Source organism: Glutamicibacter sp., assembly GCF_050701915.1.
Lineage (GTDB): Bacteria > Actinomycetota > Actinomycetes > Actinomycetales > Micrococcaceae > Glutamicibacter.
In genome coordinates this window covers 1-24,990 of sequence record NZ_JBOGEG010000019.1, presented here as the reverse complement: position 1 = coordinate 24,990, position 24,990 = coordinate 1, and the positions used below count along the sequence as shown (strand labels likewise).

Annotated in this window: 27 protein-coding genes and 1 tRNA gene; 18 read left to right on the top strand and 10 right to left on the bottom strand. The window is 62.7% G+C overall.

Annotation, left to right across the window (positions count from 1 at the left end; all coding sequences use genetic code 11):
* Positions 1-297: 297 nt before the first annotated feature.
* From rpmB to rpsN, 3 genes are read left to right on the top strand one after another with little or no spacing between them, the layout of a single operon-like run.
* On the top strand, positions 298-534 hold the full coding sequence (rpmB, locus tag ACRDT3_RS12065) for a 50S ribosomal protein L28 (RefSeq protein WP_013349911.1): 237 nt from the start codon (positions 298-300) through the stop codon (positions 532-534).
* Positions 535-536: 2 nt separating this feature from the next.
* A complete protein-coding gene (gene rpmG / locus ACRDT3_RS12060; protein WP_013349910.1) occupies positions 537-707 on the top strand; it encodes a 50S ribosomal protein L33 in 171 nt (56 codons plus the stop codon).
* Positions 708-710: 3 nt separating this feature from the next.
* On the top strand, positions 711-1,016 hold the full coding sequence (gene rpsN / locus ACRDT3_RS12055) for a 30S ribosomal protein S14 (protein WP_013349909.1): 306 nt from the start codon (positions 711-713) through the stop codon (positions 1,014-1,016).
* 69 nt (positions 1,017-1,085) lie between these two features.
* Here rpsN and ACRDT3_RS12050 read toward each other — a convergent pair whose 3' ends face one another.
* A complete protein-coding gene (locus ACRDT3_RS12050) occupies positions 1,086-1,670 on the bottom strand; it encodes a DnaJ family domain-containing protein (RefSeq protein ID WP_431493203.1) in 585 nt (194 codons plus the stop codon).
* A 221-nt stretch (positions 1,671-1,891) separates the two neighbouring features.
* On the opposite strand from ACRDT3_RS12050, the gene ACRDT3_RS12045 reads away from it, so the two are divergent.
* The 12 genes from ACRDT3_RS12045 to ACRDT3_RS11990 all read left to right on the top strand — a co-directional run bounded on the left by ACRDT3_RS12045 (position 1,892) and on the right by ACRDT3_RS11990 (position 14,258).
* The gene (locus tag ACRDT3_RS12045) at positions 1,892-2,860 is read left to right on the top strand and encodes an SDR family NAD(P)-dependent oxidoreductase (RefSeq protein WP_431493202.1); all 969 of its coding nucleotides are present in this window, start codon (positions 1,892-1,894) and stop codon (positions 2,858-2,860) included.
* Positions 2,861-3,035: 175 nt separating this feature from the next.
* A complete protein-coding gene (locus ACRDT3_RS12040; RefSeq protein ID WP_013349906.1) occupies positions 3,036-3,320 on the top strand; it encodes an HU family DNA-binding protein in 285 nt (94 codons plus the stop codon).
* A 275-nt stretch (positions 3,321-3,595) separates the two neighbouring features.
* Positions 3,596-3,880 (top strand): HU family DNA-binding protein, encoded by a 285-nt coding sequence (locus tag ACRDT3_RS12035; protein ID WP_013349906.1) that lies wholly within the window; start codon positions 3,596-3,598, stop codon positions 3,878-3,880.
* A gap of 157 nt (positions 3,881-4,037) precedes the next feature.
* The gene (locus tag ACRDT3_RS12030) at positions 4,038-4,646 is read left to right on the top strand and encodes a hypothetical protein (RefSeq protein WP_431493201.1); all 609 of its coding nucleotides are present in this window, start codon (positions 4,038-4,040) and stop codon (positions 4,644-4,646) included.
* A gap of 43 nt (positions 4,647-4,689) precedes the next feature.
* Complete coding sequence (locus ACRDT3_RS12025) at positions 4,690-5,280, top strand: copper resistance CopC family protein (protein ID WP_431493200.1); 591 nt, start codon at positions 4,690-4,692, stop codon at positions 5,278-5,280.
* A gap of 76 nt (positions 5,281-5,356) precedes the next feature.
* A complete protein-coding gene (locus ACRDT3_RS12020) occupies positions 5,357-5,893 on the top strand; it encodes a copper chaperone PCu(A)C (protein ID WP_431493199.1) in 537 nt (178 codons plus the stop codon).
* Positions 5,880-7,028 (top strand): Dyp-type peroxidase, encoded by a 1,149-nt coding sequence (locus ACRDT3_RS12015; RefSeq protein WP_431493198.1) that lies wholly within the window; start codon positions 5,880-5,882, stop codon positions 7,026-7,028. The genes ACRDT3_RS12020 and ACRDT3_RS12015 overlap by 14 nt, the downstream gene beginning before the upstream one ends.
* Before the next feature lie 65 nt (positions 7,029-7,093).
* Positions 7,094-9,148 carry a cytochrome c oxidase assembly protein gene (locus ACRDT3_RS12010; protein ID WP_431493197.1) on the top strand — a complete coding sequence of 685 codons (2,055 nt, stop codon included), beginning with the start codon at positions 7,094-7,096 and terminating at the stop codon, positions 9,146-9,148.
* Entirely contained in the window at positions 9,141-9,905 is a 765-nt protein-coding gene (locus ACRDT3_RS12005; protein ID WP_431493196.1) for a hypothetical protein, read from the top strand. Before ACRDT3_RS12010 ends, ACRDT3_RS12005 begins: the two co-directional genes overlap by 8 nt.
* A 206-nt stretch (positions 9,906-10,111) precedes the next feature.
* A complete protein-coding gene (locus ACRDT3_RS12000; protein ID WP_431493195.1) occupies positions 10,112-10,636 on the top strand; it encodes a hypothetical protein in 525 nt (174 codons plus the stop codon).
* A gap of 292 nt (positions 10,637-10,928) precedes the next feature.
* Positions 10,929-12,836: an NHL domain-containing thioredoxin family protein gene (locus ACRDT3_RS11995; RefSeq protein WP_431493194.1), complete on the top strand. Its 1,908-nt coding sequence runs from the start codon at positions 10,929-10,931 to the stop codon at positions 12,834-12,836.
* Between the two features lie 183 nt (positions 12,837-13,019).
* Positions 13,020-14,258 carry an MFS transporter gene (locus ACRDT3_RS11990; RefSeq protein WP_431493193.1) on the top strand — a complete coding sequence of 413 codons (1,239 nt, stop codon included), beginning with the start codon at positions 13,020-13,022 and terminating at the stop codon, positions 14,256-14,258.
* Here the strand turns inward: ACRDT3_RS11990 and ACRDT3_RS11985 are convergent.
* From ACRDT3_RS11985 to ACRDT3_RS11950, 8 genes are all read right to left on the bottom strand, one after another.
* Positions 14,255-15,277, bottom strand: coding sequence for a hypothetical protein (locus tag ACRDT3_RS11985; protein ID WP_431493192.1), 1,023 nt, complete (start codon positions 15,275-15,277; stop codon positions 14,255-14,257). The two genes, ACRDT3_RS11990 and ACRDT3_RS11985, sit on opposite strands and share 4 nt — an antisense overlap.
* 63 nt (positions 15,278-15,340) lie before the next feature.
* Positions 15,341-16,882: a helicase HerA-like domain-containing protein gene (locus ACRDT3_RS11980; RefSeq protein ID WP_431493191.1), complete on the bottom strand. Its 1,542-nt coding sequence runs from the start codon at positions 16,880-16,882 to the stop codon at positions 15,341-15,343.
* Between the two features lie 18 nt (positions 16,883-16,900).
* Positions 16,901-17,668, bottom strand: a complete 768-nt coding sequence (locus ACRDT3_RS11975) for an amino acid ABC transporter ATP-binding protein (RefSeq protein ID WP_431493190.1) — start codon at positions 17,666-17,668, stop codon at positions 16,901-16,903.
* A complete protein-coding gene (locus ACRDT3_RS11970) occupies positions 17,655-18,320 on the bottom strand; it encodes an amino acid ABC transporter permease (RefSeq protein WP_431493189.1) in 666 nt (221 codons plus the stop codon). Before ACRDT3_RS11970 ends, ACRDT3_RS11975 begins: the two co-directional genes overlap by 14 nt.
* A gap of 73 nt (positions 18,321-18,393) precedes the next feature.
* Positions 18,394-19,221, bottom strand: a complete 828-nt coding sequence (locus ACRDT3_RS11965; RefSeq protein ID WP_431493188.1) for an amino acid ABC transporter substrate-binding protein — start codon at positions 19,219-19,221, stop codon at positions 18,394-18,396.
* Between the two features lie 86 nt (positions 19,222-19,307).
* Positions 19,308-20,237, bottom strand: coding sequence for an AEC family transporter (locus tag ACRDT3_RS11960; RefSeq protein ID WP_431493187.1), 930 nt, complete (start codon positions 20,235-20,237; stop codon positions 19,308-19,310).
* Positions 20,238-20,306: 69 nt separating this feature from the next.
* Positions 20,307-20,377, bottom strand: a tRNA-Gly gene (locus tag ACRDT3_RS11955).
* A 105-nt stretch (positions 20,378-20,482) separates the two neighbouring features.
* A complete protein-coding gene (locus tag ACRDT3_RS11950) occupies positions 20,483-20,968 on the bottom strand; it encodes an SseB family protein (RefSeq protein ID WP_431493186.1) in 486 nt (161 codons plus the stop codon).
* 111 nt (positions 20,969-21,079) lie between these two features.
* On the opposite strand from ACRDT3_RS11950, the gene ACRDT3_RS11945 reads away from it, so the two are divergent.
* Positions 21,080-22,786, top strand: a complete 1,707-nt coding sequence (locus tag ACRDT3_RS11945; RefSeq protein ID WP_431493185.1) for a fumarate hydratase — start codon at positions 21,080-21,082, stop codon at positions 22,784-22,786.
* Between the two features lie 176 nt (positions 22,787-22,962).
* Positions 22,963-23,304 carry a hypothetical protein gene (locus ACRDT3_RS11940; protein ID WP_431493184.1) on the top strand — a complete coding sequence of 114 codons (342 nt, stop codon included), beginning with the start codon at positions 22,963-22,965 and terminating at the stop codon, positions 23,302-23,304.
* Between the two features lie 6 nt (positions 23,305-23,310).
* On the opposite strand, the gene ACRDT3_RS11935 is transcribed toward ACRDT3_RS11940, so the two are convergent.
* On the bottom strand, positions 23,311-24,171 hold the full coding sequence (locus tag ACRDT3_RS11935) for a M15 family metallopeptidase (RefSeq protein ID WP_431493183.1): 861 nt from the start codon (positions 24,169-24,171) through the stop codon (positions 23,311-23,313).
* 190 nt (positions 24,172-24,361) lie between these two features.
* On the opposite strand from ACRDT3_RS11935, the gene dcd reads away from it, so the two are divergent.
* Positions 24,362-24,943, top strand: a complete 582-nt coding sequence (gene dcd / locus ACRDT3_RS11930; protein ID WP_013349886.1) for a dCTP deaminase — start codon at positions 24,362-24,364, stop codon at positions 24,941-24,943.
* Positions 24,944-24,990: the final 47 nt, after the last annotated feature.

Genomic DNA, 24,990 nt, shown 5'->3' with positions numbered 1-24,990 from the left:
CGCGTGTGTTGTTATGCCGTCTAACAGCAGAACAACTGCGCGTTGCCCGTAATACCGAATATCGTGACCAACTGAGTACGGGGAAATTGCTCGACCGGTTGCGAAGTTCACCGACTTACATACTTTAAGGCTCTTCGGTTGGTTCTCACCCAGCCTGGTTACCTTCCTAGTGTGCAGTATTAACGGTGTTTCACTGGTTGGCGGGACTCATAACGCATCAAGCGGTGTCGATATTTTGGTATGGGCACTGTGCGCGAGTACCGCCGAATTTTACTACTAACTAACTGAGGAGTGATCATGGCAGCTGTTTGCCAGGTAACCGGTACTACTCCGGCCTTCGGACATAGCATCTCCCACTCGCACCGTCGCAACAAGCGTCGTTTCGATCCGAACATCCAGAAGAAGACCTACTACGTGCCTTCCCTGCGCCGTAAGGTGACCCTGACCCTGTCGGTCAAGGGCATCAAGGTAATCGATGCTCGCGGTATCGACGCTGTTATTGCTGACCTGATTGCGAAGGGTGTGAAGCTCTAAAAATGGCAAAGAAGGATAAGGACGTACGTCCGATCATCAAGCTGAAGTCCACCGCTGGAACCGGTTTCACTTACGTAACCCGTAAGAACCGTCGTAACAACCCTGACCGCATGGTCATGAAGAAGTACGACCCAGTCGTCCGTAAGCACGTTGAATTCCGAGAGGAGCGCTAAGACATGGCCAAGAAGTCCAAGATCGCAAAGAACGAACAGCGCAAGGTCATTGTCGAGCGTTACGCTGCAAAGCGTCTCGAATTGAAGAAGACCCTGGTTGATCCAAACGCAACCGACGAAGCTCGCGAAGCTGCACGCGTAGGCCTGCAGAAGCTTCCACGCGACGCTTCCCCGATCCGCGTTCGCAACCGCGACGCAATCGACGGTCGCCCACGCGGCACCTTCCAGAAGTTCGGTATCTCCCGTGTTCGCTTCCGCGACATGGCACACCGTGGTGAGCTTCCGGGCATCACCAAGTCTTCCTGGTAAGACCTGCAAGTCATTTGGCTTAGCGAAAGCCGCCTTCCCTTCGGGGGAGGCGGCTTTCGCCGTTAAGCACTAGTTCTTGCGCTGCCACCAACGGCGCTTGGCCGGGGCGGCAGGGTCGGGCTCGGTCACGCTGGCGCGGCGCTGCTGCCAGGCCAGCACCTCAGCGGTGGCGTCACGAAGGGCCGTGACCACCGGAGGGCCACCGAGCAGCTGGCGCCGGGCCTCGATAATCCGCTGATTAAAATCCTCGATGTGCTCGCGCACCGCCCGTTCGGTGGGCAGGCGATCCAGGGTCTGCTCCATCTGCTCGTCCTCCACCCGCAAGGTCAGGGCCGGGGGACCCAGACCGGTGATCTGCTCGCGGCGCATCATCGATTTGAGCCACCAGTCCGGATCGTCATTGCTGGTGAGATGGTCGATCTTCTGCTCCGAGAGGGCAAGGTTGTCGAAGTCCCCGCGGGCGAAAGCCTCATCGAGCACGGAGTTGGCCACCTCCCACGCCTCATCCTGCGCGTAGATCTGCAACGGCGTTTTCGGCTCTGCTACCGAAGCCATGCCGGTGGCCTGCGCATACTCGTCCACAGGCAGCGGCTCGTGGTCCTGCTTCATCTTGTACCGGGCCGCATTCAGTGCGGCATCCTCGCTGTGCTTCATCTCCCAATGATCCCACCGAGGGCCTGAGCCCGGCAACGCGATTGAAGACTTTCCGAAGCATTTCATGGGGGGAGCTGGGGAGATAAAATCATTCCCTTCGGGTTCGGGCGGCTTGCCAAGGTTCGAGGGCCCCGGGAGCGGCTGCGAGGTGGCTGGCGGTTGCCATAAGCGGCCATGTCCCACCAGCATTCGAGCACTATCCCTGTAGTAGCGTGTAACCCATGAAGCCAGCGACGCCCTATCCGAGACCCGCAACTGACATCTATGCGAACCGGCAGCGGTGGGCGCCGCTAGGCCAGGACAAGACCGTTGTGGTGACCGGCGCGAATAGCGGGCTTGGCTTCTTCGCAAGCCTCGGCTTGGCGCAGGCCGGTGCGCAAGTCATCCTGGCCTGCCGCAACCAGAGCCGCGCAGAGCATGCCATGGAGCAGATTCGGCTGCGCGTACCGGCGGCCCGCGTGGAATTCATGCAGTACGACTCCTCACGCATGGAATCGGCCATGGGACTGGCAGCAGAGCTGCGCAATCGGCCACTGGATGCGCTGATCGCCAACGCCGGGGTCATCCGGGCGCCGCAGAGCCGCGTAGAGGGCCTGCTGGGCCACGAGCAGACGATGAGCACCAACTTCATCGGGCACGCGCGATTGGTCAGCGAACTAGCCGAACGCTTCGCCCAGCCGCTGCGGTTCATCGGGTTGGGGTCGATGTCCACCCGAATGCTGGCCACCGATCCGTTGAACCTGGCCTTGACCCGCGACTACCACCCATACCGCGCCTACGTGCAGTCCAAGGCGGCAGTGCAGGCCTTCACCCTGGCCTTGGATCACCGGCTGCGGCAGCTGGAATTGCCAGCTCGTGCGCTGGCGATCCACCCGGGGTATTCGCTGTCCGGGCTGTCCCCGCAGGTGCCCAACATCAACGAACCGGACTATGCCAAGCGGCTGATCGGCCAATTGCAGTCCAGTTTCGCGCAGGGCAAACACGAAGGTGCGGTGGCATTGGTCGAAGCGGCCTTAGCGCCGGAACTCGATGACGCGCCGAGAGGCAGCTACTTGGGGCCGAAGTACCTCGCGAAGGGTCCAACGGCACTGGCCAGCCCGGGGAAAGCGACGCGCGGCAAGGAGCTGCAAAGTAAAGCCTGGGAACTCTTCGTGGAGGCAAACGAGGGGCTCGATCCGTTCGCGCTGTAGGTCCCGGGTGAACTTTCACACCCTTGATTTAGCTAAAAATTCAGCAGAATCCGCAAGCTGATGCACTTTTTGTCGCCGTCAGCTGGTAAGTTCAACTCTTGATAAGTCCGTGCGACCGTGCGGCGTTCGGGGCCCGGAAGAGGGCTTTGGATCACTAGTCCAGGAGGACCATACATTGGCTATGAACCGTAGCGAACTTGTTGCTGCTGTTGCAGCGAAGACCGAAAACTCCCAGGTTGCCGTTAATGGTGTTCTGGATGCAGTCTTCGAGGTTTTCGTCGACCAGATTTCCAAGGGTGAGAAGGTGTCGATCCCAGGTTGGTTGGCTGTGGAGCGCACCGATCGTGCAGCTCGCACCGGCCGCAACCCACAGACCGGTGAAGCAATCCAGATTCCTGCTGGCCACTCGGTCAAGCTGACCGCTGGTTCGAAGCTGAAGGCTGCTGTAGCCAAGAAGTAAGCTTCCGATAGAGCTTTGCCCAAGGCCCGCTATCCGTTCTCGGATTGGCGGGCCTTGCGGCGTTAAGGAACGTTGCAAAAGCCTTCATTGAACCCAAAAATGGTGCCGTTGAGCCAAGAAATCTGCAATTAGTTGAAAAAATCCCGGTTTTCCGCCTGTTTTCCGGTGTTTCGGGGCAAAACGTTTGATATGTTCTCACTGATAAGTCCGTGCGACCGTGCGGCGTTCGGGGCCCGGAAGAGGGCTTTGGATCACTAGTCCAGGAGGACCATACATTGGCTATGAACCGTAGCGAACTTGTTGCTGCTGTTGCAGCGAAGACCGAAAACTCCCAGGTTGCCGTTAATGGTGTTCTGGATGCAGTCTTCGAGGTTTTCGTCGACCAGATTTCCAAGGGTGAGAAGGTGTCGATCCCAGGTTGGTTGGCTGTGGAGCGCACCGATCGTGCAGCTCGCACCGGCCGCAACCCACAGACCGGTGAAGCAATCCAGATTCCTGCTGGCCACTCGGTCAAGCTGACCGCTGGTTCGAAGCTGAAGGCTGCTGTAGCCAAGAAGTAAGCTTCCGCTAGAGCTTTGCGCAAGGCCCGACCCGCTCCGGAGAAATCCGGTAGGCAGGATCGGGCCTTCTGCTTTATCGAGCACCGTTTGAGGCGTTCTTCTACTTCGCGTAGAATCAGCCTTGATTGTAGAACTCCACGAAGAATGGCTGCCCACCGTGTCACAGAAACCCGCACACCGCGTTATCCGCGGCTGGTTGGCGGCTAGCGTGTGCACCTGGACAGCCTTTGCCGCGCACGCCCACAGCGCGCCCACCGCGCTGTCGGTGGTGGCCATGGTGCTCATTACCTGCGTCTCCGCAGCAATCAGCGTCGTACTGGTTGGCAGGAAGTTCTCCTTGTGGGCCACCAGCCTGGTCGTGCTGCTCAGCCAGGGGCTCTACCACCTGAGCCTGTCGGTGATGAGCCACCGGGGAGGCGATCTTTCCGGCCTGGAACACGCGCACCATGCGGGGCGCAATTTAGAGCTGGCGGCGGACATCACCGCGCAGTACGCCCACGTGCATACCGAATCGATGCTCTACGCCCACGTGCTGGCCGCGATCGCCAGCGTTCTGGTGCTCAACGGCGGCGAACGCCTGCTCAAGGCCTTGGGCGGCTGCCTCACCCTTTCAACGGCCCGGCGGATCCTCGCGCGCATTCGCGTGCAGGCACCTGCCGCCCGGCCGCTTCGTGCCTACTTCCCGTTGCGTTTCCAACTCAAGCTGGCGCAATTGGGAAGGCTGCCGGAGCGACGCGGTCCTCCCTGCTTCATTCTTGCTGCCTGAGTAAAGAATCGAAGCGCCCCGAAAGGGGCTTGGAAGGAACATCATGAGCGTAGTAACCAAGAATATCTCCCGCCTGATCGCCGTACTGGCGTTCTCCTTGCTGGCCTTTGCCAGCTCGATCGGTGCCGCCAGCGCGCACGACCAGCTGGTTGGCTCCACCCCGGAAGCCGGGGCCACCGTCCAGGAAGCGCCGGAAGAAATCACCCTTGAATTCTCCGGCGTGCTCCAGAGCCTATCCGGCGTGGACTCCACCGTGGTCTCGCTGACCCTCGATGGGGAAAAGATCGACACCGAGGCCAAGACCAAGGGCACCAAGGTCATCGTCACCCCGGCCAAGGAATTGGGCAATGGCGAGTACCAGCTGGCCTACCGCGTGGTGTCCTCTGACGGACACCCGATCGAGAACAAGATCGGTTTCAGCGTCGAGGCGCCGCAGGCCGCGCCAACCCTGGTCAGCTCGAGCGAGCCGGCCGCGCCAAGCGAATCTGCAGGGTCCGCTGACGGGGAACCAGGCAATACCCCGGTCCAGGATCTGGGCAGCTCGATGAGCCCGGTTATCTGGGTCATCATCGGCGTGGTCATCCTCGGCGGCGCGCTGGGCGTGCTTGCCAAGTTCATGCGCCAGTCCAAGTAGCTCCCACCCTTCCGGTGCGCCCAAGGCCACCGCTGCCTTTGGCGCGCCTGCACACCGAACCCGAAAGCTTGAGAACATGAATTTCCGCAAAACCACTGCACTGGCCCTGGGCCTTGGACTGCTGCTCACCGGCTGCGCGCAGAGCGCCGACGGGCAGCAGCCTGGACCGGCCACCGAACAGAAAACCACCCGGCAAGCCGAAGCGCTCACCGCCAGCGAGACCTGGGCCAAGGCCGCCGAGTCCGGCATGAGCGCGGCCTTCGGTGTCCTGCACAACAATTCTGGCGCCCCGATTGCGCTGCACAAGATCAGCAATGCACAGGGCGATCAGATCCAGATCCACGAAATGCGCGGCACCGGCAACGAGATGACGATGGCGCAGCTCGAAGGGGACCTGGTGATCGAACCCGGGAAGGACGCCGTGCTGGCACCGGGCGGCAACCACCTGATGTTCATTGACCTGCAAAAGCCGCTGGTGGCCTCCCAAACGGCGAGGCTGAACCTGGAATTCGCCGACGGGTCGAGCACCGAGGTGGACTTCCCGATCCGCAACTTCGACGGGGCCAAGGAAAGCTACGACGAGCATGCCGGGGATGAGCATGCCGGGCACTAGCGTCGACCGCCGGGTGCTGCTGGGCACCACCGCGGCCGCCGCGCTGGGCGGGATGCTCACCGGGTTCGGCACCGGCAAGCTCAGCACGCCGGCGCCAGCGGCCACCGCTGGCCCACAGGGGTACCGCCCGTTCTACGGGAAGTACCAGTCGGGGATCCTCGACGGCCAACAGGCGCACGCGGTATTCGCCGGGTGGGATCTGCACTGGCGCGAAGGCTCCAAGAAGGACCAGCTGCGCGCGGTGCTGCAGATGATCACCGATGATGCGGCCCGGCTGGCCAGCGGCCGCGGGGTGCTGGCCGACACCGAACCGGAAATGGCGCAGCCCGGGTGCGAGCTGACGCTGACCGTAGGGCTCGGTCAGAGCCTGCTGGATGTGGCCGGGCACGGGCAGATCGGCACGCTGCCGCACTTCGCCGGGGACCAGCTCAAGGAGCAGTTCGGGCAGAGCGATCTGCTGATCCAGTTCTGCGCGCAGGAGAAGACCGTGCTGCACCATGCGCTGCGGGCGGTGTCAAAGAACCTGCGCGGGCTGGGCGCCAGGCGCTTTGCCCAAACCGGGTTCATCAGCCCCGGCGCGCACGGTTTCCGCAACCTGTTCGGCCAGCTCGACGGGATCAACAACCCCGGCGGAGAACTGCGCGAGAGCGCGGTGTTCGGCCAGCCGGGCTGGATCGAGAACGGGACCACCCTGGCGCTGCGCAGGTTCGAGATGGACCTGGATGGCTGGGACGAGGTGGATGCCGCCGGACGGGACCATGCACTGGGCCGCCGGCAGGCCGACGGCGCACCGTTGTCGGGCACCAGCGTGGATGACCCGGTGGACCTGGCCGCGGCCAATGAGCTGGGGCTCCCGGCGATCGCGGCCAACGCCCATGTGGCGCTGGCCAAACCAGCCAGCGCGGATGAGGCCATGCACCGTCGGGGCTACAACTTCGACGGTCCGGCTTCGGGGTTGCTGTTCGCCAGCTACCAGCGCGACCCGGCCACCAGCTTCATTCCGGTGCAGCACCGGCTGGCTGCCGCGGATGCGCTGAACACCTGGCTGAAGCCGGTGGGGTCGGGCCTGTATGCGATCCTGCCCGGGGCGCGCGAAGGCGGCTACCTGGGGGAGCCGTTGCTGGGCCAGGTGTGAGATGTGCCCAAAGCGGGCTGCTGCGCGGTGACCGGCCGGGCGAAAAATGAGATGATGAGAAGGTTATGGATACAGCACAGCGCACGGTTTCAGTCACCCGCTTCATCCTGCCCGGAATCCTCGCTGCGGCGGTGGCCTTCCTGGCAGCGGTGTTGTTCACCGGGATCGCCCGGCCGGCGGATTTGGCCGATCCCGGGGCTTTCGTGCGCTGGTCCCTGCCCATCTCCCGGGCCATCCACCATGCCTCGATGTCGCTGAGCATCGCCGCACTGGTTTTCGGTGCGGCGATCATCCCGCGGGCCGCCAAGGTGACCGGCGATGCCGAAGGCCAGGCCCATCCGGCGTTCTCCCGCACGATGAATATCGCCGCCGGGGCCGCGGTGGTGTGGACCCTGTCCGCGGCCACCGTCATGCTGCTGACCTTCTGGGATTTGGCCGGAATCCCGATGAGCCTGGATCCGCAGTACTCGGCCGCGATCCTGGACTACATCCTGTCGATCACCACCGGACGGGCCTGGGCCTGGATGGTGGTGATCGCCGCGATCACCAGCTCGCTGGCACTGGCCGCGCGCTCGAAGACCACGGTGGGGCTCAGCGCATTATTCTCGCTGTTCGGCATCCTGCCGCTGGCCTTCATCGGCCACGCTGCCGGGGGCGATGACCACTTCGCCGCGGTGAACTCCATCGGCCTGCACCTGCTGGCCGTGGTGCTCTGGTTCGGCGGCATCATGGTGCTGGCCCTGCTCGCTCCGACGCTGGCCGGCCAAGCGCCAGGCCGCAAACGCGGGCAGGTGCTGGCCGGAGTGGTGCTCAAGCGCTATTCGGCGCTGGCCACCTTCGCGGTTTTCCTGATGATCGGCTCCGGGCTGGCCTCGGCGGTTATCCGCATCACCGACTGGGACCAGTGGCTGACCCCGTACGGAACCCTGGTGATCGTGAAGATCCTGATCACCTTGGGGCTGGGCGCGCTGGGCCTGTGGCACCGGCGGATGGTGATCCCGAAGCTGCTGGAAGGCAAGTTCACGGCGCTGCGCGCGGCCTGGCAGGTCGTGGCCGGCGAAGTTATCCTGATGGCTGCGGTGATGTCGGTGGCCACCGTGCTGGCGCGCACCGCCCCGCCGACTTCCGATGCGCCGCCGGTGCAAGCGACCCCGGCGCGCCTGCTCACCGGCTACGACCTGCCACCGGCCCCGGATACCGCCGCGTGGTTCACCACCTGGCGAATGGACTGGATCTGGGTGGCTGTGTGCCTGTTCGGCCTGGCCGTGTACCTGTGGGCCTTCATCAAGCTCGCCCGCCGCGGGGACAAGCCCAGCGTGCTGCGCCTGGCCAGCTGGATCGTGGGCCTGATCGCGCTGTTCTACGTGACCAGCGGCGCGGTGGCCGTATACGGCAAGATCCAGTTCTCCACCCACATGGTCGATCACATGTCGCTGACCATGATCGTGCCGATCTTCCTGGTCCTGGGCACCCCGATCACGCTGCTGCTCAAGGTGCTGGGAGCGCGCGTCGATGGCACCCGCGGACCGCGCGAATGGATCCTCTACCTGGTGCACTCGCGCTACTCGAAGGTGATCACCCACCCGATTTTCGCGGCCGTGAACTTCGCCGGATCGATCGTGGTCTTCTACTTCACCCCGTTGCTGGAACCGGCCATGCGCTACCACGCGGGCCACGAGCTGATGAACCTGCACTTCCTGCTCACCGGATACCTGTTCGCCCTGTCGCTGGTGGATGCCGACCCGGTCCCCAAGCGCTACCCGTACCCGATGCGCCTGGTGGTGCTGCTGGCCACCGTCGCCTTCCACGCCTTCTTCGGGGTGGCGCTGATGAGCACCGAAACCCTGCTGGCCCCGGACTACTTCGGTAACATGGGCCGCACCTGGGGCGGCACCGCGCTGGAGGACCAGGTGGTCGGTGCCGGGGCGATGTGGGCGATCGGCGAAGTGCCGACCTTGGTGCTGGCCATCTTCGTGGTCATCTCCTGGCTGCGCCAGGACAACAAGGACACCAAGCGCTACGACCGCCAGGCCGAGCGCGACAACGACGCCGAGCTGGCTGCCTACAACGAAATGTTCGCCCGCTTCAAGCAGGCCGACCGAAGGGACCCACGTGCCTAGCACCAAGAAAATCCTCGCCGCCTCCCTGGCGGTGTGCGCGCTGCTGGCCGCAAGCGCCTGCTCCGCCGAGGCCGAAATGCCGCAGGACGAAACGCACAAGATCGCTGTGCAGGGCACCGCGACGCCAAGCGCATCGCCAGAGCCGCAAAAGCCCGCCCAGCCGGAAGAAATGAGCACCGCGCAGGTGGCCACCACGGCCGGGGCAGTGATGGCCGCCGAGCTCGGCTTCCCTTCCAGCGCCAAGATCCAGGGCAAGGACCTCGAATCCCTGGCTACGCCGCCCACCGATACGCTCAAGGACCTGGTGGTACTGCCTTCCCAGTGCTCGGCTCCGATCGAGGATTTGAACTGGTCGCCGGTGCAGCTGGGCACCGAGGCGGCGCGGACCGACTTCACCAACGAGAACCAGTCGATCACCGGCTCGGTGGAGGTCGCCAAGCTCGGCGACCAGGCGGCCAAGGTCGCGGCGCACAATGCGAACGTGGCCACCATCCTGGAGGAATGCGAAACCGTGAAGCTCAACGGCCTGGATTACCGCGAGACCCTGAAGTTCTCGGATCCGGGCGTGCCGGAAGCCGATTCGGCCCTGTACTACAGCCGCGACGGGCAGTATGCGCAGGATTCGCTGGTGCTGATCAAGAGCACCGGGGAGTATGCGGTGATGGTTTCCTTCATGTCCGCGACCTCGCTGCAGGATGCCACCTTCAACAAGGTGGCTACCAGCATCATGGACACCGTGCTCGCGCAGCTGCCCTAGGGGTTTCAGGTTGACCCGACTTGTCTAGTGGATATAAAGTCATTTGCCGTCGAGGGCTACGTCTGAGCACCCTGAAACTTGCTTAATAAATTGCTCTAGGTACGCCAGCAGAGTAATTAGTAAATAAACTTTTCAGCTCTGACTACAGTTAATGTCTCGAGTGCTATCCTTCTAATCGAATCATTTGACGATAGGGGAGCTTCATTATGCGTGATTTTTTTGCTGGCAGAGACATCGTTGGATGTACATTTACCGAAATAGCTGGCAACGATTACTCAAACGAAATTTTGGAGCAGGGCGCAGAAGAGCTTGCTAAGGCAGAATTTGATTCACGACAGATCGTACGTGATCAACGAATTCAACGCATGAGTCGGGCTGTGCTCTTCGGGGCATTGGCGTTGCTTTTTGCGGTAATTACGGTTGTTCTTGGATACTTCTGGCTTTTTGAGAAGGGTGAAGTCTCGATCTCAGACATAGTTGAGGATTTCAGTCGGGGTATTTCCGGTGCCCTAATTGCTGCGCTTGTGACTCCGTTCGTTTCTCTACTGGTGGCTGTAATTAGTGGTAGTAAGGCATATGACCAGAAAGATCCGACTACTGCTGAGGCCCTCAATTTATCGCGGATGGATCAGATTTCGACTCGGTGGATGGAATTGAAGAGTTTAGGTCTTCCCGCAAAGCTGATTAAAGAGCTAAGACGAAAGGCGAAATCGAAGAAGCGTCCGGAATAATTCGACAGTTGCTTAGCATCGTAAGGTGATGGTTTCCTTCATGTCCGCGACCTCGCTGCAGGATGCCACCTTCAACAAGGTGGCTACCAGCATCATGGACACCGTGCTCGCGCAGCTGCCCTAGCTGGTCGGGCAGGGAATAGAAGGCTTGGGCCTGCGGTTACACCAGCAGACCGTGAGCGAGTTTCACACTTTTCTCAATGTTGCTTAACACCGTTAGCCCCAGCGGGCCGCGGTGGCAGATAATTGAGGTTCGAATTGCCGCAGCCGCGGCGACAGCGAAAGGATCACCATGAGCACTTCCGAATCCGTCCGCGCCAATTACAAGGTGCGCGCCAGCGAGCTGCTGGGCCGCAACTGGCTGAATACCGGCGGCAAGCAGCTGGATCTGGACGCATTGCGCGGCAAGATCGTGATCCTGGATTTCTGGACCTTCTGCTGCATCAACTGCCTGCACGTGCTCGACGAGCTGCGCCCGCTGGAGGAGCAGTACAAGGACGTGCTGGTCACCGTCGGCGTGCACTCCCCGAAGTTCGAGCACGAAGCGGATCCGGATGCGCTGGCCGCCGCCGTGGAACGCTATGAAATCCACCACCCGGTGCTCGATGACCCGGAATTGGTCACCTGGCAGGCCTACGGCGCCCGCGCCTGGCCAACCCTGGTGGTGCTGGATCCCGAAGGCTACATCGTCGCGCACCTTTCCGGCGAAGGCCACGCCCAGGGCCTGGGCTCGCTGATCGAGGAACTGGTTGCCGAGCACGAAGCCAAGGGCACGCTGCACCGCGGCAACGGGCCGTACGTGGCACCCGCAGCCCGCGAGGGCGACCTGCGCTTCCCGGGCAAGGCCATCGCCTTGGCCAACGGCAACTTCCTGGTGGGCGATTCGGGCCACCACCGCCTGGTGGAACTGGCCGGCGACCTGTCCACCGTGGTGCGCACCATCGGCGCCGGGGTGAAGGGCTACGCGGACGGCGATGCGCAGAGTGCGCAGTTCAACGAGCTGCAGGGGCTGACCGCGCTGCCCGCGCAACTTGCCGCGGAGGTCGGCTACGACGTGATCGTCGCCGACACCGTGAACCACCGCCTGCGCTCGGTCAACCTGGCCACCGGGGCCGTGGGCACCCTGGCCGGCAATGGCGTGCAGCGCCTGCTGGACTCGGAAAGCGCCCGCCAGGAAGTCCAGCCCACCGATCTGGGCACCGACGCGCTGAACATTTCGCTCTCCTCCCCGTGGGATGTGCTCTGGCACCCCTCGGGCCAGGTCATCATCGCGATGGCCGGCACCCACCAGATCTTCGCCTTCGACCCGCGCACCTCCGCGCTTTCGGTCTTCGCCGGCACCGGCCTGGAAGGCCTGGCCGACGGGGCACCGGACAAGGCCTGGTTCGCCCAGTCCTCGGGACTGGCCCTGGACGGCGAGAACGTGTGGATCGCCGACTCGGAAACCAGTGCACTGCGCTGGATCGAGGTCGAGAACGGCAAGGCGAGGTCCGTGCATACCGCGGTGGGCACCGGCCTGTTCGACTTCGGCTTCCGCGACGGCCAGGCGCAGCAGGCGCGCCTGCAGCACCCGCTGGGCGTGGCCGTGCTGCCGGACCACTCGATTGCCATCGCCGACTCCTACAACGGCGCGGTGCGCCGCTTCGATCCGGCCACCAAGACCGTCTCCACCCTGGCCAAGGGCCTGAAGGAACCGGCCGACGTGCTGGTGGACACCACCGTGGACGGCGACCCGGTGCTGCTGGTCGTGGAGACCAACACCCACCAGCTGGTGCGCATCCCGATTCCTGCCGAGGCCCTGGTGGTCGACGAGGGCGCGAGCCAGACCCAGCGCCCCAAGACTCGCGTGCAGGCCGGAAAGCACGGGATCCTCGTGCGCTTCGCCGCTCCGAAGGGGCAGAAGCTCGATGACCGCTGGGGCGATCCGACCCAGCTGAAGATCTCGGCCAGCCCGGAGGAACTGATCCTCGACGGGGCCGGCACCTCGGTAGGCCTGGCCCGCACCCTGGAACTGAACCCGGAGGTGCCCGAGGGCGTGCTGCACATTACCGCCCGCGCGGCGGCCTGCGACGGCGAGCCGGGCGGCGAGATCCCCGATCACGCGGCCTGCCACCTGTACCAGCAGGACTGGGGCATCCCGGTCGTGCTGGATGCGGAAGGCGAGAGCGAACTGCTGCTTGACCTGCGTGGCGTGAACTAGCCCCGGCCGGCAATATGCAAAAAGGCGCACCAGGGATGGTGCGCCTTTTTGCGTGCCCGGCGGCGAACGCCCGGGCAGCGCCACAGCAAGAATCTGAGGAAACCTCAGCATTTTCCTGCCCGGGTGGCTAGACTGGAGGGCGGGAGGAGCCGGAGGGATCTGGCGGTTGCTATGGCGTCGAAAATGTTCCGTGCACTGGAAGTGCCAAATTACCGGTTGTGGGTGATCGGTGCCCTGGTCTCCAATATCGGGACCTGGATGCAGCGCGTGGCCCAAGACTGGCTGGTGCTCACCGAGCTCACCGACCACGATGCGGTGGCCACCGGCATCACCACCGGCCTGCAATTCCTGCCCGTGCTGCTGCTGGGCCCCTATGCCGGATTGATCGCCGACCGCTTCGACAAGCGCCGCTTGCTGATCCTCACCCAAAGCTTCATGGGAGTCTGCGCTCTGGTCCTGGGCTTACTGGTAGTCACCGGCACCGCGCAGCTCTGGCATGTCTACGTGCTGGCCACGATGCTGGGCATCGGTGCCTCCTTCGATGCCCCGGCACGCCAGGCCTTTGTCTCCGAGGTGGTTCCCGGCACCCACCTGGCCAACGCGGTGGCGTTGAACAGCGCCAACTTCAACCTGGCCCGGCTGGCCGGGCCAGGCGTGGCCGGCGCGGTCATCGCACTGGTGGGCACCGGACCGGCGTTCCTGCTCAACGGCGCCTCATTCCTCGCGGTAATTTTCTCGCTGGCCTTCATGCGCAAGGACGCGCTGAACCCGTCCAAGCCGGTAGCGCGCGCCAAGGGGCAGGTGCGCGAGGGATTCGCCTACGTGAAGAACCGCAAGGACCTGGTGCTGATCTTCTTCCTGGCCGGCGTGATCGGCACCTTCGGGCTGAACTTCCAGATGACCAACGCGCTGATGGCCACCGAGGTCTACGGGGTGGGAGCAGGGGAGTACGGGATCCTGGGCTCCATCATGGCCGTGGGCACCTTTGGCGGTGCGCTGTTCGCGGCGCGGCGTTCGGCTCCGCGCTGGCGCTTCCTGATCGGCGGAGGCGTGTTCTTCGGCATCGCCGGGATTGCCAGTGCATGGATGCCCAACTACATTGCGTTCGCGCTGGTGCTGATCCCGGTGGGACTGGGGTCGCTGACCTTCTTGAATAGCTGCAATACCATGGTGCAGACCTCGGTGCCGCCGGAGTACCGGGCGCGGGTGCTGGCGCTGTATCTGATGGTGGTGATGGGCGGTACGCCCATTGGCTCGCCGCTGATCGGCTGGTTCGCCGAACTCTTCGGCATCCAGATCGCGGTGACCATTGGCGCCGGGCTGTCGCTGGCCGCCAGCCTGGCAGCATTGCTGGTCTGGCAGAAGTTCAAGACCAACGCGGTGCCGCTGCGCAGCCAGTTCCGCGAACTGCTCGGACGCTAGCCGGCAACCTGTTCGCCGCCGGCCACCGGAACCACGGAAACTTCGGTGGTGCTGGTGGTCAGCTGGGCGGTGAAGGAGTAGTCATCCTTGACGGTCTTCTTGGCCTTGGCGCCGGTGCGCAGATCCTGCTCGGTCAGGGTCAAGGTGGCTGTGGCTTTCAGCGGGGACAGCACCCAAGCGCCGTTGTAGTAGTTCACTTCAATGGTGGGGTACTTCGCGATGGACCAGTCGATGGTTGCCGGGTCCACGCGCGCCGAGGTGCTGTAGGCAAACGGGCAACCAGCAGGCATCAGCACCTGCTCGCTGGCGCACTCGTTGAGGTAGTTCTTCACCTTGGCATTGATGGCAGCGATGAATTCCTTGGTCGGTTCGGTCTTCAGCGCGATCTCCACCGGTTCCTTGGCAGGCTTGGTGACCACCATGCCGCGGGTGTCGGCTGCAAAGTTCTTGGTGCTGAAGCTCGCGTCGAGGATCGCGGGGTAGAACACCGGAAGGGTGCTCACGCCAGCAGACAACGGGATCTTCTGCTCGTTGACCGTGACCTCGTTGACGGTGTTGGCCTTGATCTTCACGCTGGGCAGCGTGCTTGGCTCAAAGGCCCACTTGTCGAACAGCAGCCAGGACTTGCCAGCATGGCGCAGCGTGTAGGTGGATTCCTTGTCCACGCCGTGGGCCTTGTAATGCGCGGTGACGGTGCGCAACTGCTCGTCACGCTCTACCGCCTGGGCCTTATCGGTGGTGAACTCTGTAATCCCGGCCTGGGTGCGCTTCAACACGTCCCCGTCCAGGGCAACCGCATCGCCAGCGGGGACCTTGGCCTGCATCAGGCCCAAAGCCTCGGCGCCTTCGCCCCTGGCCAAATGCTGTTGCAGTGCCTGCACCTGGTGCTGGGGGGAGAAGAGCGTACGGTTGGCGGCAATCGTTCCGGCAATGACCAAAACGACGACAGCCGCTGCGGCCAATGCCCAGCGAAGGGCCAGACGGGCAGCGGAGATCGGCATGGAATTACGAGTGTTCATCAGTAGCTAGGCTATCTGGTTTCCGGGCCCAGACAGTAAACGGCGTGCTGGAACAGCCAGGTATTACCAACGGCGACGGCGCTTGCGGTTGCCGAAGAAGCCGCGGATGAGCTCGCGGCCAATCACCTTGGCGGCACCCATGGCCATGTCCACCATCGGGTTCTCTTCCTGGCGGGATTGGCTCTGACGTGGGGCGCTTTCCCGGCGCGGCTCCTGCTCCGGCTCGGGATCAGGTGCTGGTGCCGGCGGCGCGGCCTGGGTTTTGGCCTCGAGCATTTCGCGGGCAGAATCACGATCCACAGCGGCGGTGTACTGCGCAGCCAGCGTCGAGGTGCCACGGACCTGGGCCATCATCTCAGGGGATGCCGGCCCGATGTTGGACCCTGGCGAGGACATCTTGGTCCAGGCTACCGGGGTCGGCGCACCCTTCTCGCCCAGCACGGTGACCACGGCCTCGCCGACCCCGGCCTGGGTCAATGCCTCCTGCAGGTCCAGCTCACCGGATGGGAAGGTCTTGATGATCTGCTTGAGCGCGCTCTGGTCCTTGGCGGTGAAGACGCGCACCGCATGCTGGATGCGGTTACCCAGCTGGCCGAGCACCTCATCGGGCAGGTCGGTCGGGGACTGGGTGATGAAGAACAGGCCCACGCCCTTGGAGCGGATCAACCGCACGGTGTTGATGATCGCATCGGTGAACGCCTTGGTCGCATCCTTGAAGAGCAGGTGGGCCTCGTCGAGGAAGAACACCAGCTTGGGCTTCTCCAGGTCTCCGGCTTCTGGCAGGTCCTCGAACATGTCGGCCAAGAGCCACATGAGGAAGGTGGAGAAAAGCATTGGCTGGGAGCTGACCGATGGCAGTTCCAGGATGTTGATGACGCCAGCGCCGTCGCGTACCTGCAGGAAGTCTGCGGTGTCGAACTCCGGCTGGCCGAAGAACTGGTCCAGGCCCTGGGTCTGCATGATGGTGATGCCGCGCAGGATCACCGACGCGGTGGACGGGGAAACGCCGCCCAGGGCCTTCAACGCCGAGGCGCCTTCGTCGCTGAGCAGGAAGCTGATGACCGCCTTCAGATCGCTCAGGTCATCCAGCGGCAGCTTGTTCGAATCGGCGTAATGGAAGATCAGCTGAAGGCATTCTTCCTGGGTCTCGTTCAGTTCCAGGACACGGGCCAGCAAGATCGGGCCGAAGGAGTCCACGCTGGCGCGTACCGGGATGCCCTCGCCGTTGCCACCCAGGCTGAGGAACTCGACCGGGTTGGTGCGCGCAGTGAATTCGTGGCCCAGTTCGGCCAGGCGGGCACTGAGCTTTTCCGAAGGCTCGGCAGGCTGCGCCAAACCGGTCAGGTCGCCTTTGACATCTGCGAGGAAAACCGGAACGCCGGCAACAGAGAGCTGTTCTGCCATGGTCTGCAGGGTGACGGTCTTGCCGGTGCCGGTGGCGCCAGCAATCAGGCCGTGGCGGTTGAGCATCTTCAACGGCAGTCGGACCTGGGCGGTTGGCTCGGCCTTGCCGCCGATCAGTGCAGCCCCGAGCTCCAAGCAATCGGATTTGAAGTCGTAGCCTTCAACGAGGCTGGTCAGCAAAGTATTCGTTTCCTGGGTCATGGCTTCACTCTATTGCTTTTAGAACGGGTGCAAAAGACGCTGGACGAAAGTTTGGGTGCGGGGGTTGGCAGGCGAGCCGAGCACCTGAGCGGCCGGACCGGTCTCCACGACCACCCCGCCATCCATGAACACCACGGTGTCAGCCACATCCCGGGCGAAGGCCAGCTCGTGGGTCACCAGCACCATGGACCAGCCTTCCTGGGCCAATTCCTTGATGACCGTGAGCACTTCACCGACCAGCTCCGGATCCAGCGCGCTGGTGGGTTCATCGAAAAGCAGCAGATCCGGCTGCTGCATCAGCGCGCGGACAATGCCCACACGCTGCTGCTGGCCGCCGGAGAGGGAATTCGGGTAGGCATCAGCCTTGGCTTCAAGACCCACACGGGCCAGCAACTTCTTCGCCTGCGCCAGGACCTGGTCCTTGGGACGCTTCTGCACCTCGATCGGCCCGATGCTCACGTTCTGCAACACCGTCAGATGGGGGAACAGGTGATGGCCCTGGAACACCATCGCCGAACGGCTGCGCAGGATCTGTGCGGCCTTGGGCTTCATCCCGGCGCTGAAGGAAACTTCCGGGCCACCGGTGAATCCCACGGTGCCGGCATCGGCGATTTCCAGGCCGTTCAGGCAACGCAGGGCGGTGGTCTTGCCAGAGCCCGACGGGCCGATCAATGCAAGCACTTCACCGGAATGCACGGTGAAGTCGATGCCCTTGAGCACCTGGTTCTCGCCGAAGGCCTTGTGCAGGGCGGTGACGGACAGCAGGGCGGAATTACTTGGCGACATACTTTTCAAGCCTTCCTTCAACAGAGTTTTGCAAGGCCGAGAGCACCAGGCAGATGACCCAGTAGATGGCTGCGGCCTCGCAGTAGAGCAGCAGGAACTCATAGGTGGAGGCCGTGATTTCCTGGGCCTTGCGGAACATTTCGGTGACCAGGATGGTGGAGGCCAGCGAGGTGTCCTTGACCAGGGAAATGAAGGAGTTCGACAGCGGCGGCACAGCTACCCGGGTGGCTTGCGGCAAGATCAGCCGGTACAGGGTGCGCGTGCGTGACATGCCCAGGGTGTAGCCGGCTTCCCACTGGCCCTGGGGGACCGAGAGGATGGCCGCACGAATGATTTCGGCCGCATAGCCGCCGATGTTCAGGCTGAAGGCGATGATGGCACTAGGCCACGGGTCGATGGTCAGACCCACCGAAGGCATCCCGTAGAAGATGACGAACAGCTGCACCAGCAGCGGCGTGCCGCGAATGATGGAGATGTAGATCCGGGCAATCGAGGAGACTACCCGGTTCTTGCTGATCCGCATCAGCGCCATCAGCAAGGCGATGGCCAGGCCCAAAGCCATGCTGATCAGGGCCAGCGGAATGGTTGCTGTGATCGCCCCGAGGGCTAACGGCCCGAGCGAGTCGAGGAATAACTGCCATTTCGAATCCATGGGCTACCTTTTGCGCAAATGAGACTGGCTCCACGCGTTCTTACGTGTGGAGCCAGTCTACTTATAGTGTTTGCTACTTGCTGACGTCTTCGCCGAAGTACTTCTCGGAGATCTTTGCCAGTTCCCCATCGGCGCGCAGCTCATCGAGTGCGGTGTCAATGGCCTGGGCCAGTTCAGTGGAATCCTTGCGCAGGGCTACGGCGGATTCGCTCTTCTCCTCGGATTCGGCAGCGATCTTGATGCTGTCATCCGGGTTGGTCTTCTGCGCATCCAGGAAGGTCAGCTTGTCGTTCACGGTGGCATCGACACGGCCCTGCTTGAGCAGGGTGATCGACTGGGCCCAGCCTTCAACCGGCTCGACCTTCGCGCCGGCGGCCTTGGCGGTCTCGTAGAAGTTGCTGGTCAGCGACTGCGCGGTGGTCTTGCCCTCCAGCGTCGCGAAGGACGTGATCTCGCTGTTGTCGCTCTTGGTCACCACCACGCCGGTGGAGACGGTGTAAGGCTGGGTGAACAGGTACTTCTCTTCGCGTTCCGGGTTGATCGAGACCTGATTGGCGATGACATCGAAACGGCCGGCGTCCAGTCCCGCGAAGATCGCATCCCACTGGGTCTCCTGGAACTTGACCTCGACGCCCATCTTTTCGCCAACGGCCTCGATGACCTCGACGTCGTAGCCGGTCAGCTCGTTGCCCTCGTGGTAGGAGAACGGACGGTAAGTGCCTTCGGTGCCCACGGTCAGCACGCCGGAATCCTTGACCTTCTTCAAGGTGGCCCCGGTCTCCGCCGAGGACTTGGTGCCACCTGATTCGCTCGCGGAGGTCGATGAGCCTGCCGACCCGCAGGCGCTCAGTGACAGGGCGATAATTGCGGCGGTAGCCAGCAGTGGTGCAGTGCGCTTCATGGTGACCTCACTAGGGGAGCGGATAAAAGCTGTTGTCCTAAGAACACTCTAGTGATGATCGCTTATTCCTGCAGTTGAAAGTTACGCTAAATTCCGAGGACGATCGCCAGCAGCATCATCAGCGGGATCGCGCAGATGGTGGTGACCAGTACCGTGTCTTTCGCGATTACCACCCCTTGGTCATAGCGCATGGCCGTCACGAAAATGTTCTGCGCAGTTGGCAGGCCGGCCATGATGACCGAAGCCACCAGCAGTTCTCCACGCAAATTGAATACCCAGTAGGCCAGTACCCATGCCAAGAACGGGTGGACCAGCAGTTTGGCCCCGGCGGCAATCAGCACGTCGGCGCGGCGGCCCGACTTCTTTTCCAGCGGCTTGGAACCCACCAGGGAGATGCCGAAAGCCATGAGCATGGCGGGAATCGATGCGCCGGCAATCAGGTCGATTGGTTCGAGCACGATAGAAGGCAGCTCGATGCCGGTCAGCGCGACGGCCAAGCCGAGCAGCGATCCGATGATCATCGGGTTCTTCGCGGTGGCCAGCAGCAATGCGATCGGGGTGGTGCGGTGCCGCGAGGTGGTGGCATCCAGCATTGCCAGATTGATCGGCTGGTAGAGGGCCAGCTGGAAGAGGATGATCGGGGCCGCGTATGACATGTCGCCGAGCACGTACAACGCGATCGGCAGGCCCAGGTTGGCGGAGTTCACCGTGGAGGCGGACATTGCTGCGATGATGCTTTCCGACGCCGGGCGCTTCAGCATCCGCGCCGTCGCCAGGTAGTAGAGCACCGCAGTCAGCGCCGCGGACAGGGCGGCAACCCAGAGCATCGGCCCGAGCACGGAGACCGGATCGGACTCGGCCAGGGTGGTGAACAGCAGGGCTGGGCTGGCCACGAAGAAGGTGACCCGGCTGAGCACATGGCGGCCTTGCTCGCCCAGCACACCGGTGCGGCCCACCAGATAGCCGACGAGAATGACAACCCAGATGATGGAGAAGCCTTCGAGGACTCCGGTCATCGTGCTCCTTCGCTGGCTGTAAGCAGACCAATAACGCCGGAGCACCATTGGTGCCCCGGCGTTCGCTTGAGCGGGCGACGGGAATCGAACCCGCGTATCGAGCTTGGGAAGCTAGCGCTCTACCATTGAGCTACGCCCGCAGTGCACCGAGCGGCCTATTGACGGCCCGGGCATCAAAAGCATATCCCACGAATCCCGCGCACCGGAAAACGGCACGGAAAATCGTGGCCAAAGTTACGCAATGCCTATTCGGAGGGCTTCTGGTTGAGCAGCTGCTCGCGCAAGATTGCCACCCCATCGGCAGGGACCTCGAAGCTGAGCTCGTCGCCGGGGTTCACCACGAATCCGGTGTTCTCCAGTGCGCGCACCACGGTGGCACCCTGGACCTTCACGCCGTAGGGCGCCATGTCGATGTACGAGGAGGGAATGCGCTCCAAGGAGGTGAAGACCGCTACTACGGCTTCGCCGGAAGGGTTTGTCAGCATCATCGGCTGGGCGTTCTTGTTCTCGCCGGTGACCTCTTCACGGGAGAGGAAATACACCTCTGCACTCATGAAAGCGCCGATGACCGAGCCGGAAAGCTCAGGCTTGTTGAGCCCGGCCTGCAGCATCATTTCGAAGTGGGTCTTGGGCTGTGCCCGCTGCTTGTCCATCGGGGTTTCGATGATCGCATCGGGGACCTGGTTCAGCTCTTGGTTCTCGTGCGCTTCGGAGGTGTTCTCGTTGCTCATGTATTACAGCATGTCGCGATAAACCCTCAGGTGCAAACGCCGAATGCGGTTAATTCGGGGTAAAGGCCTAAAATGGCAGATGAGCACACACGATTGAATCAAGGACTGAGCATGCCTGAATTCCGTTATGAGGATCTTCTGCCAATTGGCGAAGATACCACCCCGTACCGCAAGATTTCCGCCGAAGGCGTCGAGGTTGTCGCCGGCCCGGATGGAAAGAACTTCCTGAAGGTCGCACCGGCTGCCTTGGAGCAGCTGGCCGAGACCGCGCTGCACGACATCTCGCACTACCTTCGCCCGGCCCACCTGCAGCAGCTGCGCAATATCCTCGACGACGAGGAAGCCAGCCCGAACGACAAGTTCGTCGCCCTGGACCTGCTGAAGAACGCCAACATCGCCGCCGGCGGCATCCTGCCGATGTGCCAGGACACCGGAACCGCGATCGTAATGGGCAAGCGCGGCCAGCGCGTGCTCACCGAAGAGCAGGACGAGATTTCGCTTTCGCGCGGCATCTACAACGCCTACACCCGCCTGAACCTGCGCTACTCGCAGCTGGCTCCGATCACCACCTGGGAAGAGAAGGCCACCGGCAACAACCTCCCGGCGCAGATCGACCTCTACGCGAACACCAAGGACGGCGCTGACACCAGCTACAAGTTCCTGTTCATGGCCAAGGGCGGCGGATCGGCCAACAAGTCCTTCTTGTACCAGGAGACCAAGGCGATCCTCAACGAGAACTCGATGCTGAAGTTCCTCGATGAGAAGCTGCGCTCGCTGGGCACCGCCGCGTGCCCTCCGTACCACCTGTCCATCGTCATCGGCGGCACCTCGGCAGAGATGGCGCTGAAGACCGCGAAGTACGGTTCGGCCAAGTACCTGGATTCGCTGCCGACCGAAGGCGCGATGACCGGCCGCGGCTTCCGCGACACCGAGCTGGAAGAGAAGGTCCTTGAACTGACCCGCCACTTCGGCATCGGCGCGCAGTTCGGCGGCAAGTACTTCTGCCACGATGTGCGCGTGGTGCGCCTGCCTCGCCACGGCGCCTCGATGCCAGTGGCCATCGCGGTGTCCTGCTCGGCTGACCGCCAGATGCTGGCCAAGATCACCGAAGAGGGATTGTTCGTCGAGCAGCTGGAAACCGATCCAGCCCGCTTCATGCCAGATGAGACCCACCCGGCCATCGCGGCCCACGACCACGAGACCGAGGGCGTGACCGGCACCGGTGGATCTTCCGTGGTGAAGATCGACCTGAACAAGCCGATGGACCAGATCCTGGCGGAACTGACCAAGTTCCCAGTCAAGACCCGCCTGTCGCTTTCGGGCCCATTGGTGGTGGCACGCGATATCGCGCACTCCAAGATCAAGGAGCGCCTGGACGCTGGCGAGGAAATGCCGCAGTACCTCAAGGACCACCCGGTCTACTACGCAGGTCCTGCCAAGACCCCTGAAGGCATGCCTTCGGGCTCGTTCGGCCCAACCACCGCTGGCCGCATGGACTCCTACGTGGACCAGTTCCAGGCTGCCGGCGGCTCGATGGTCATGCTGGCCAAGGGCAACCGCTCCAAGCAGGTCACCGATGCATGCAACACCCACGGCGGCTTCTACCTGGGTTCCATCGGCGGCCCGGCTGCACGCCTGGCCCAGGATTGCATCAAGAAGGTCGAGGTGCTCGAATACGAGGAGCTGGGCATGGAAGCGATCTGGAAGATCGAGGTCGAGGACTTCCCGGCCTTCATCGTTGTCGATGACAAGGGCGAGGACTTCTTCGCCGAGACCTTGAAGCCGACCTTCACCGGCATTCCAGTACGCGCGAAGTAGTAATCCAGCGCTCTGGACAGGAGCCACCAGCCATGGCTGGTGGCTCCTTTTCATTTCGCCCGGCGCCACGCAACCCGGAAAACCGGTCCCGGGATTGCTGGCCGGTGCGGTAGGGCAGAATCCGTGATGCTCTCGAAACGGGAAGCACCCTCCAGGAAATGCAGAAGGGCAGTGGGATGAAGCGACTTGCTATCGTGAACTTGCTGCTTGGCGTCCCCGGAATTATTTATTACTGGACGCTCAGCCTGATGGTGCTGCGCGAACCCCTGACCGGGTGGGGCCAGCTGCTCAAGGGCTGGTACGAGGCGAATTCATTGCTGCCCATGCAGTCCTTGCTCGGTCCTCCGTTGGCCATCTGCACCATGATTTGGGTGCTGTCCAACGCCAAGTTGATTTCAGGCAGGACCCGTATCGGGGAACTTGATCCGCTCGGCGGCAAAGCCGGAAATTGGGGACTCGCAGTGGCAATGTCACTGGTTCCTGCGGTACTGGTGTTCCTAGCAGCGACCTTTTACTAGACCAGGCTACTGGGTGAAGCCAAAGCCCCAGTCGCGGTACGGCGGAAGGAAACGCAGAACCAGCAAGTCCTCGTCGGCGACAACATCTTCGCCGGCCTTCTCGGAGTCTTCCTGCGGCTTTTCTTCCTTGGCCTTTCCGGGTTCTTTCTCGACAGCTGCCTCTGCTTCGCTTTGCTCGGCATCCGCTATCGAGTCGATCAGCATCTGGTGGTACTCTTCAAAAGTTTCCGCTCCCGAAGCGAGCATCGCTTCGGCATGCTCGGTGCCGACATAGCGCACATGCCACGGCTCGTACTTGTAGCCGGTGATATCTTCCTTGCCCTGGGGGTAGCGGATGATCAGGCCGTACTCCACGGCGTGCTCGGCAATCCACAGGCCGGCCGGGGTCTGGCCGAATTCCGCTTTCAATTCGGCATGGCTATCGGTATAGCCCAGGTCTGCGGCCAAACCGAGCTGGTGCTCACTGGTCCCGGGGCGCGCAGAAATCCGTTCGGCATAAGCGGTGCCGTATTTGGCTTGGTACTGGTTGAACAGGACTGCCTGGCGCTGGTACGAACGGTAGGCGCTGAGCAGCTTGATTGAGTGGCCCGCAGCGCGCGCATCTGCAATGAACGCTTCGACGGCCTTGGCTGCCTCGGGACGCAGGGTCATCGAGCTGCCGGCAACACCAACCAGCTTGCCGGGAACGTAGTCCTCCGGCGAAAGCTTCGTGGTGGGGTTGATCAAGGCCAGGGGGCCGGACGCCTTCGTCAGCTGCGAGCTCTCGACGGCAGGCAGATCCTCGGCCGGCGCAGCGAGTGCGGCGGTGCCGGAGAGCAGCAGTGCCGATGCGAGTACGGTGCCAGTCAGCGCGGAGGCTAGGCGCATGTTGAATAAACCCTTGTGTTGCGGAGCGATGATGGGAAAATCCCACCTTAACGATAGCTGGAAACGCTGGGTAATTGGTGAGAAATGCGCCACCAGCTGGTGAACGGCAAGCGGCAACTGTTCTCGACTCACTGTACATAATTGGCCCAATAGTTCGGCTGCCGGGGAAAGTCAGGATAAATTTATATGCGTGTTGTATTCAGATGGTGACATTCGTCGAGAAATAGCGTCCGGTGAGATTGGGCTAGAGCCCTTTGACCCGCAGATGGTCCAGCCCGCATCCGTGGATGTTCGACTTGACCGGTTCTTCCGGCTTTTCGATAACCACAAGTATGCGCACATCGATCCTTCGGTGGAGCAAGATGAACTGACGCGCCTGGTCGAGGTCGACCCCGATGAGCCGTTCATCCTGCACCCGGGCGAATTCGTGCTCGGCTCGACCTACGAAGTGGTGACCTTGGGCCACGGCGTGGCCGCGCGCCTGGAAGGCAAGAGCTCCCTGGGCCGCCTTGGCCTGCTCACCCACTCCACCGCAGGCTTCATCGATCCAGGGTTCTCCGGTCACGTGACCTTGGAGCTGTCCAACATGGCCACCTTGCCTATTAAGCTGTGGCCGGGATCGAAGATCGGCCAGCTGTGCTTCTTCAAGCTGACTTCGGACACCGAGCACCCATACGGTTCGGGACCCTACGGCAACCGCTACCAGGGCCAGCGTGGCCCAACGGCTTCGCGCAGCCACTTGAACTTCCACCGAACCATCATCGAGAACTAAGCGGCAGCACCCCTCAGGATCCCGCAAACGGCGCTGGCCCCCAATCG

Coding starts and splice junctions, on each gene's coding strand:
- ACRDT3_RS11990 (WP_431493193.1), top strand. CDS start 13,020: ATGTTCCGTGCACTGGAAGTGCCAAATTACCGGTTGTGGGTGATCGGT.
- ACRDT3_RS11980 (WP_431493191.1), bottom strand. CDS start 16,882: ATGACCCAGGAAACGAATACTTTGCTGACCAGCCTCGTTGAAGGCTAC.
- ACRDT3_RS11940 (WP_431493184.1), top strand. CDS start 22,963: ATGAAGCGACTTGCTATCGTGAACTTGCTGCTTGGCGTCCCCGGAATT.
- ACRDT3_RS11960 (WP_431493187.1), bottom strand. CDS start 20,237: ATGACCGGAGTCCTCGAAGGCTTCTCCATCATCTGGGTTGTCATTCTC.
- ACRDT3_RS12020 (WP_431493199.1), top strand. CDS start 5,357: ATGAATTTCCGCAAAACCACTGCACTGGCCCTGGGCCTTGGACTGCTG.
- ACRDT3_RS11970 (WP_431493189.1), bottom strand. CDS start 18,320: ATGGATTCGAAATGGCAGTTATTCCTCGACTCGCTCGGGCCGTTAGCC.
- ACRDT3_RS11985 (WP_431493192.1), bottom strand. CDS start 15,277: ATGAACACTCGTAATTCCATGCCGATCTCCGCTGCCCGTCTGGCCCTT.
- ACRDT3_RS11975 (WP_431493190.1), bottom strand. CDS start 17,668: ATGTCGCCAAGTAATTCCGCCCTGCTGTCCGTCACCGCCCTGCACAAG.
- ACRDT3_RS11950 (WP_431493186.1), bottom strand. CDS start 20,968: ATGAGCAACGAGAACACCTCCGAAGCGCACGAGAACCAAGAGCTGAAC.
- ACRDT3_RS11935 (WP_431493183.1), bottom strand. CDS start 24,171: ATGCGCCTAGCCTCCGCGCTGACTGGCACCGTACTCGCATCGGCACTG.
- ACRDT3_RS12000 (WP_431493195.1), top strand. CDS start 10,112: ATGCGTGATTTTTTTGCTGGCAGAGACATCGTTGGATGTACATTTACC.
- rpmG (WP_013349910.1), top strand. CDS start 537: ATGGCAAAGAAGGATAAGGACGTACGTCCGATCATCAAGCTGAAGTCC.
- ACRDT3_RS12025 (WP_431493200.1), top strand. CDS start 4,690: ATGAGCGTAGTAACCAAGAATATCTCCCGCCTGATCGCCGTACTGGCG.
- ACRDT3_RS12015 (WP_431493198.1), top strand. CDS start 5,880: ATGCCGGGCACTAGCGTCGACCGCCGGGTGCTGCTGGGCACCACCGCG.
- ACRDT3_RS11995 (WP_431493194.1), top strand. CDS start 10,929: ATGAGCACTTCCGAATCCGTCCGCGCCAATTACAAGGTGCGCGCCAGC.
- ACRDT3_RS11945 (WP_431493185.1), top strand. CDS start 21,080: ATGCCTGAATTCCGTTATGAGGATCTTCTGCCAATTGGCGAAGATACC.
- ACRDT3_RS12045 (WP_431493202.1), top strand. CDS start 1,892: ATGAAGCCAGCGACGCCCTATCCGAGACCCGCAACTGACATCTATGCG.
- rpsN (WP_013349909.1), top strand. CDS start 711: ATGGCCAAGAAGTCCAAGATCGCAAAGAACGAACAGCGCAAGGTCATT.
- ACRDT3_RS12010 (WP_431493197.1), top strand. CDS start 7,094: ATGGATACAGCACAGCGCACGGTTTCAGTCACCCGCTTCATCCTGCCC.
- ACRDT3_RS11965 (WP_431493188.1), bottom strand. CDS start 19,221: ATGAAGCGCACTGCACCACTGCTGGCTACCGCCGCAATTATCGCCCTG.
- rpmB (WP_013349911.1), top strand. CDS start 298: ATGGCAGCTGTTTGCCAGGTAACCGGTACTACTCCGGCCTTCGGACAT.
- ACRDT3_RS12050 (WP_431493203.1), bottom strand. CDS start 1,670: ATGAAGCACAGCGAGGATGCCGCACTGAATGCGGCCCGGTACAAGATG.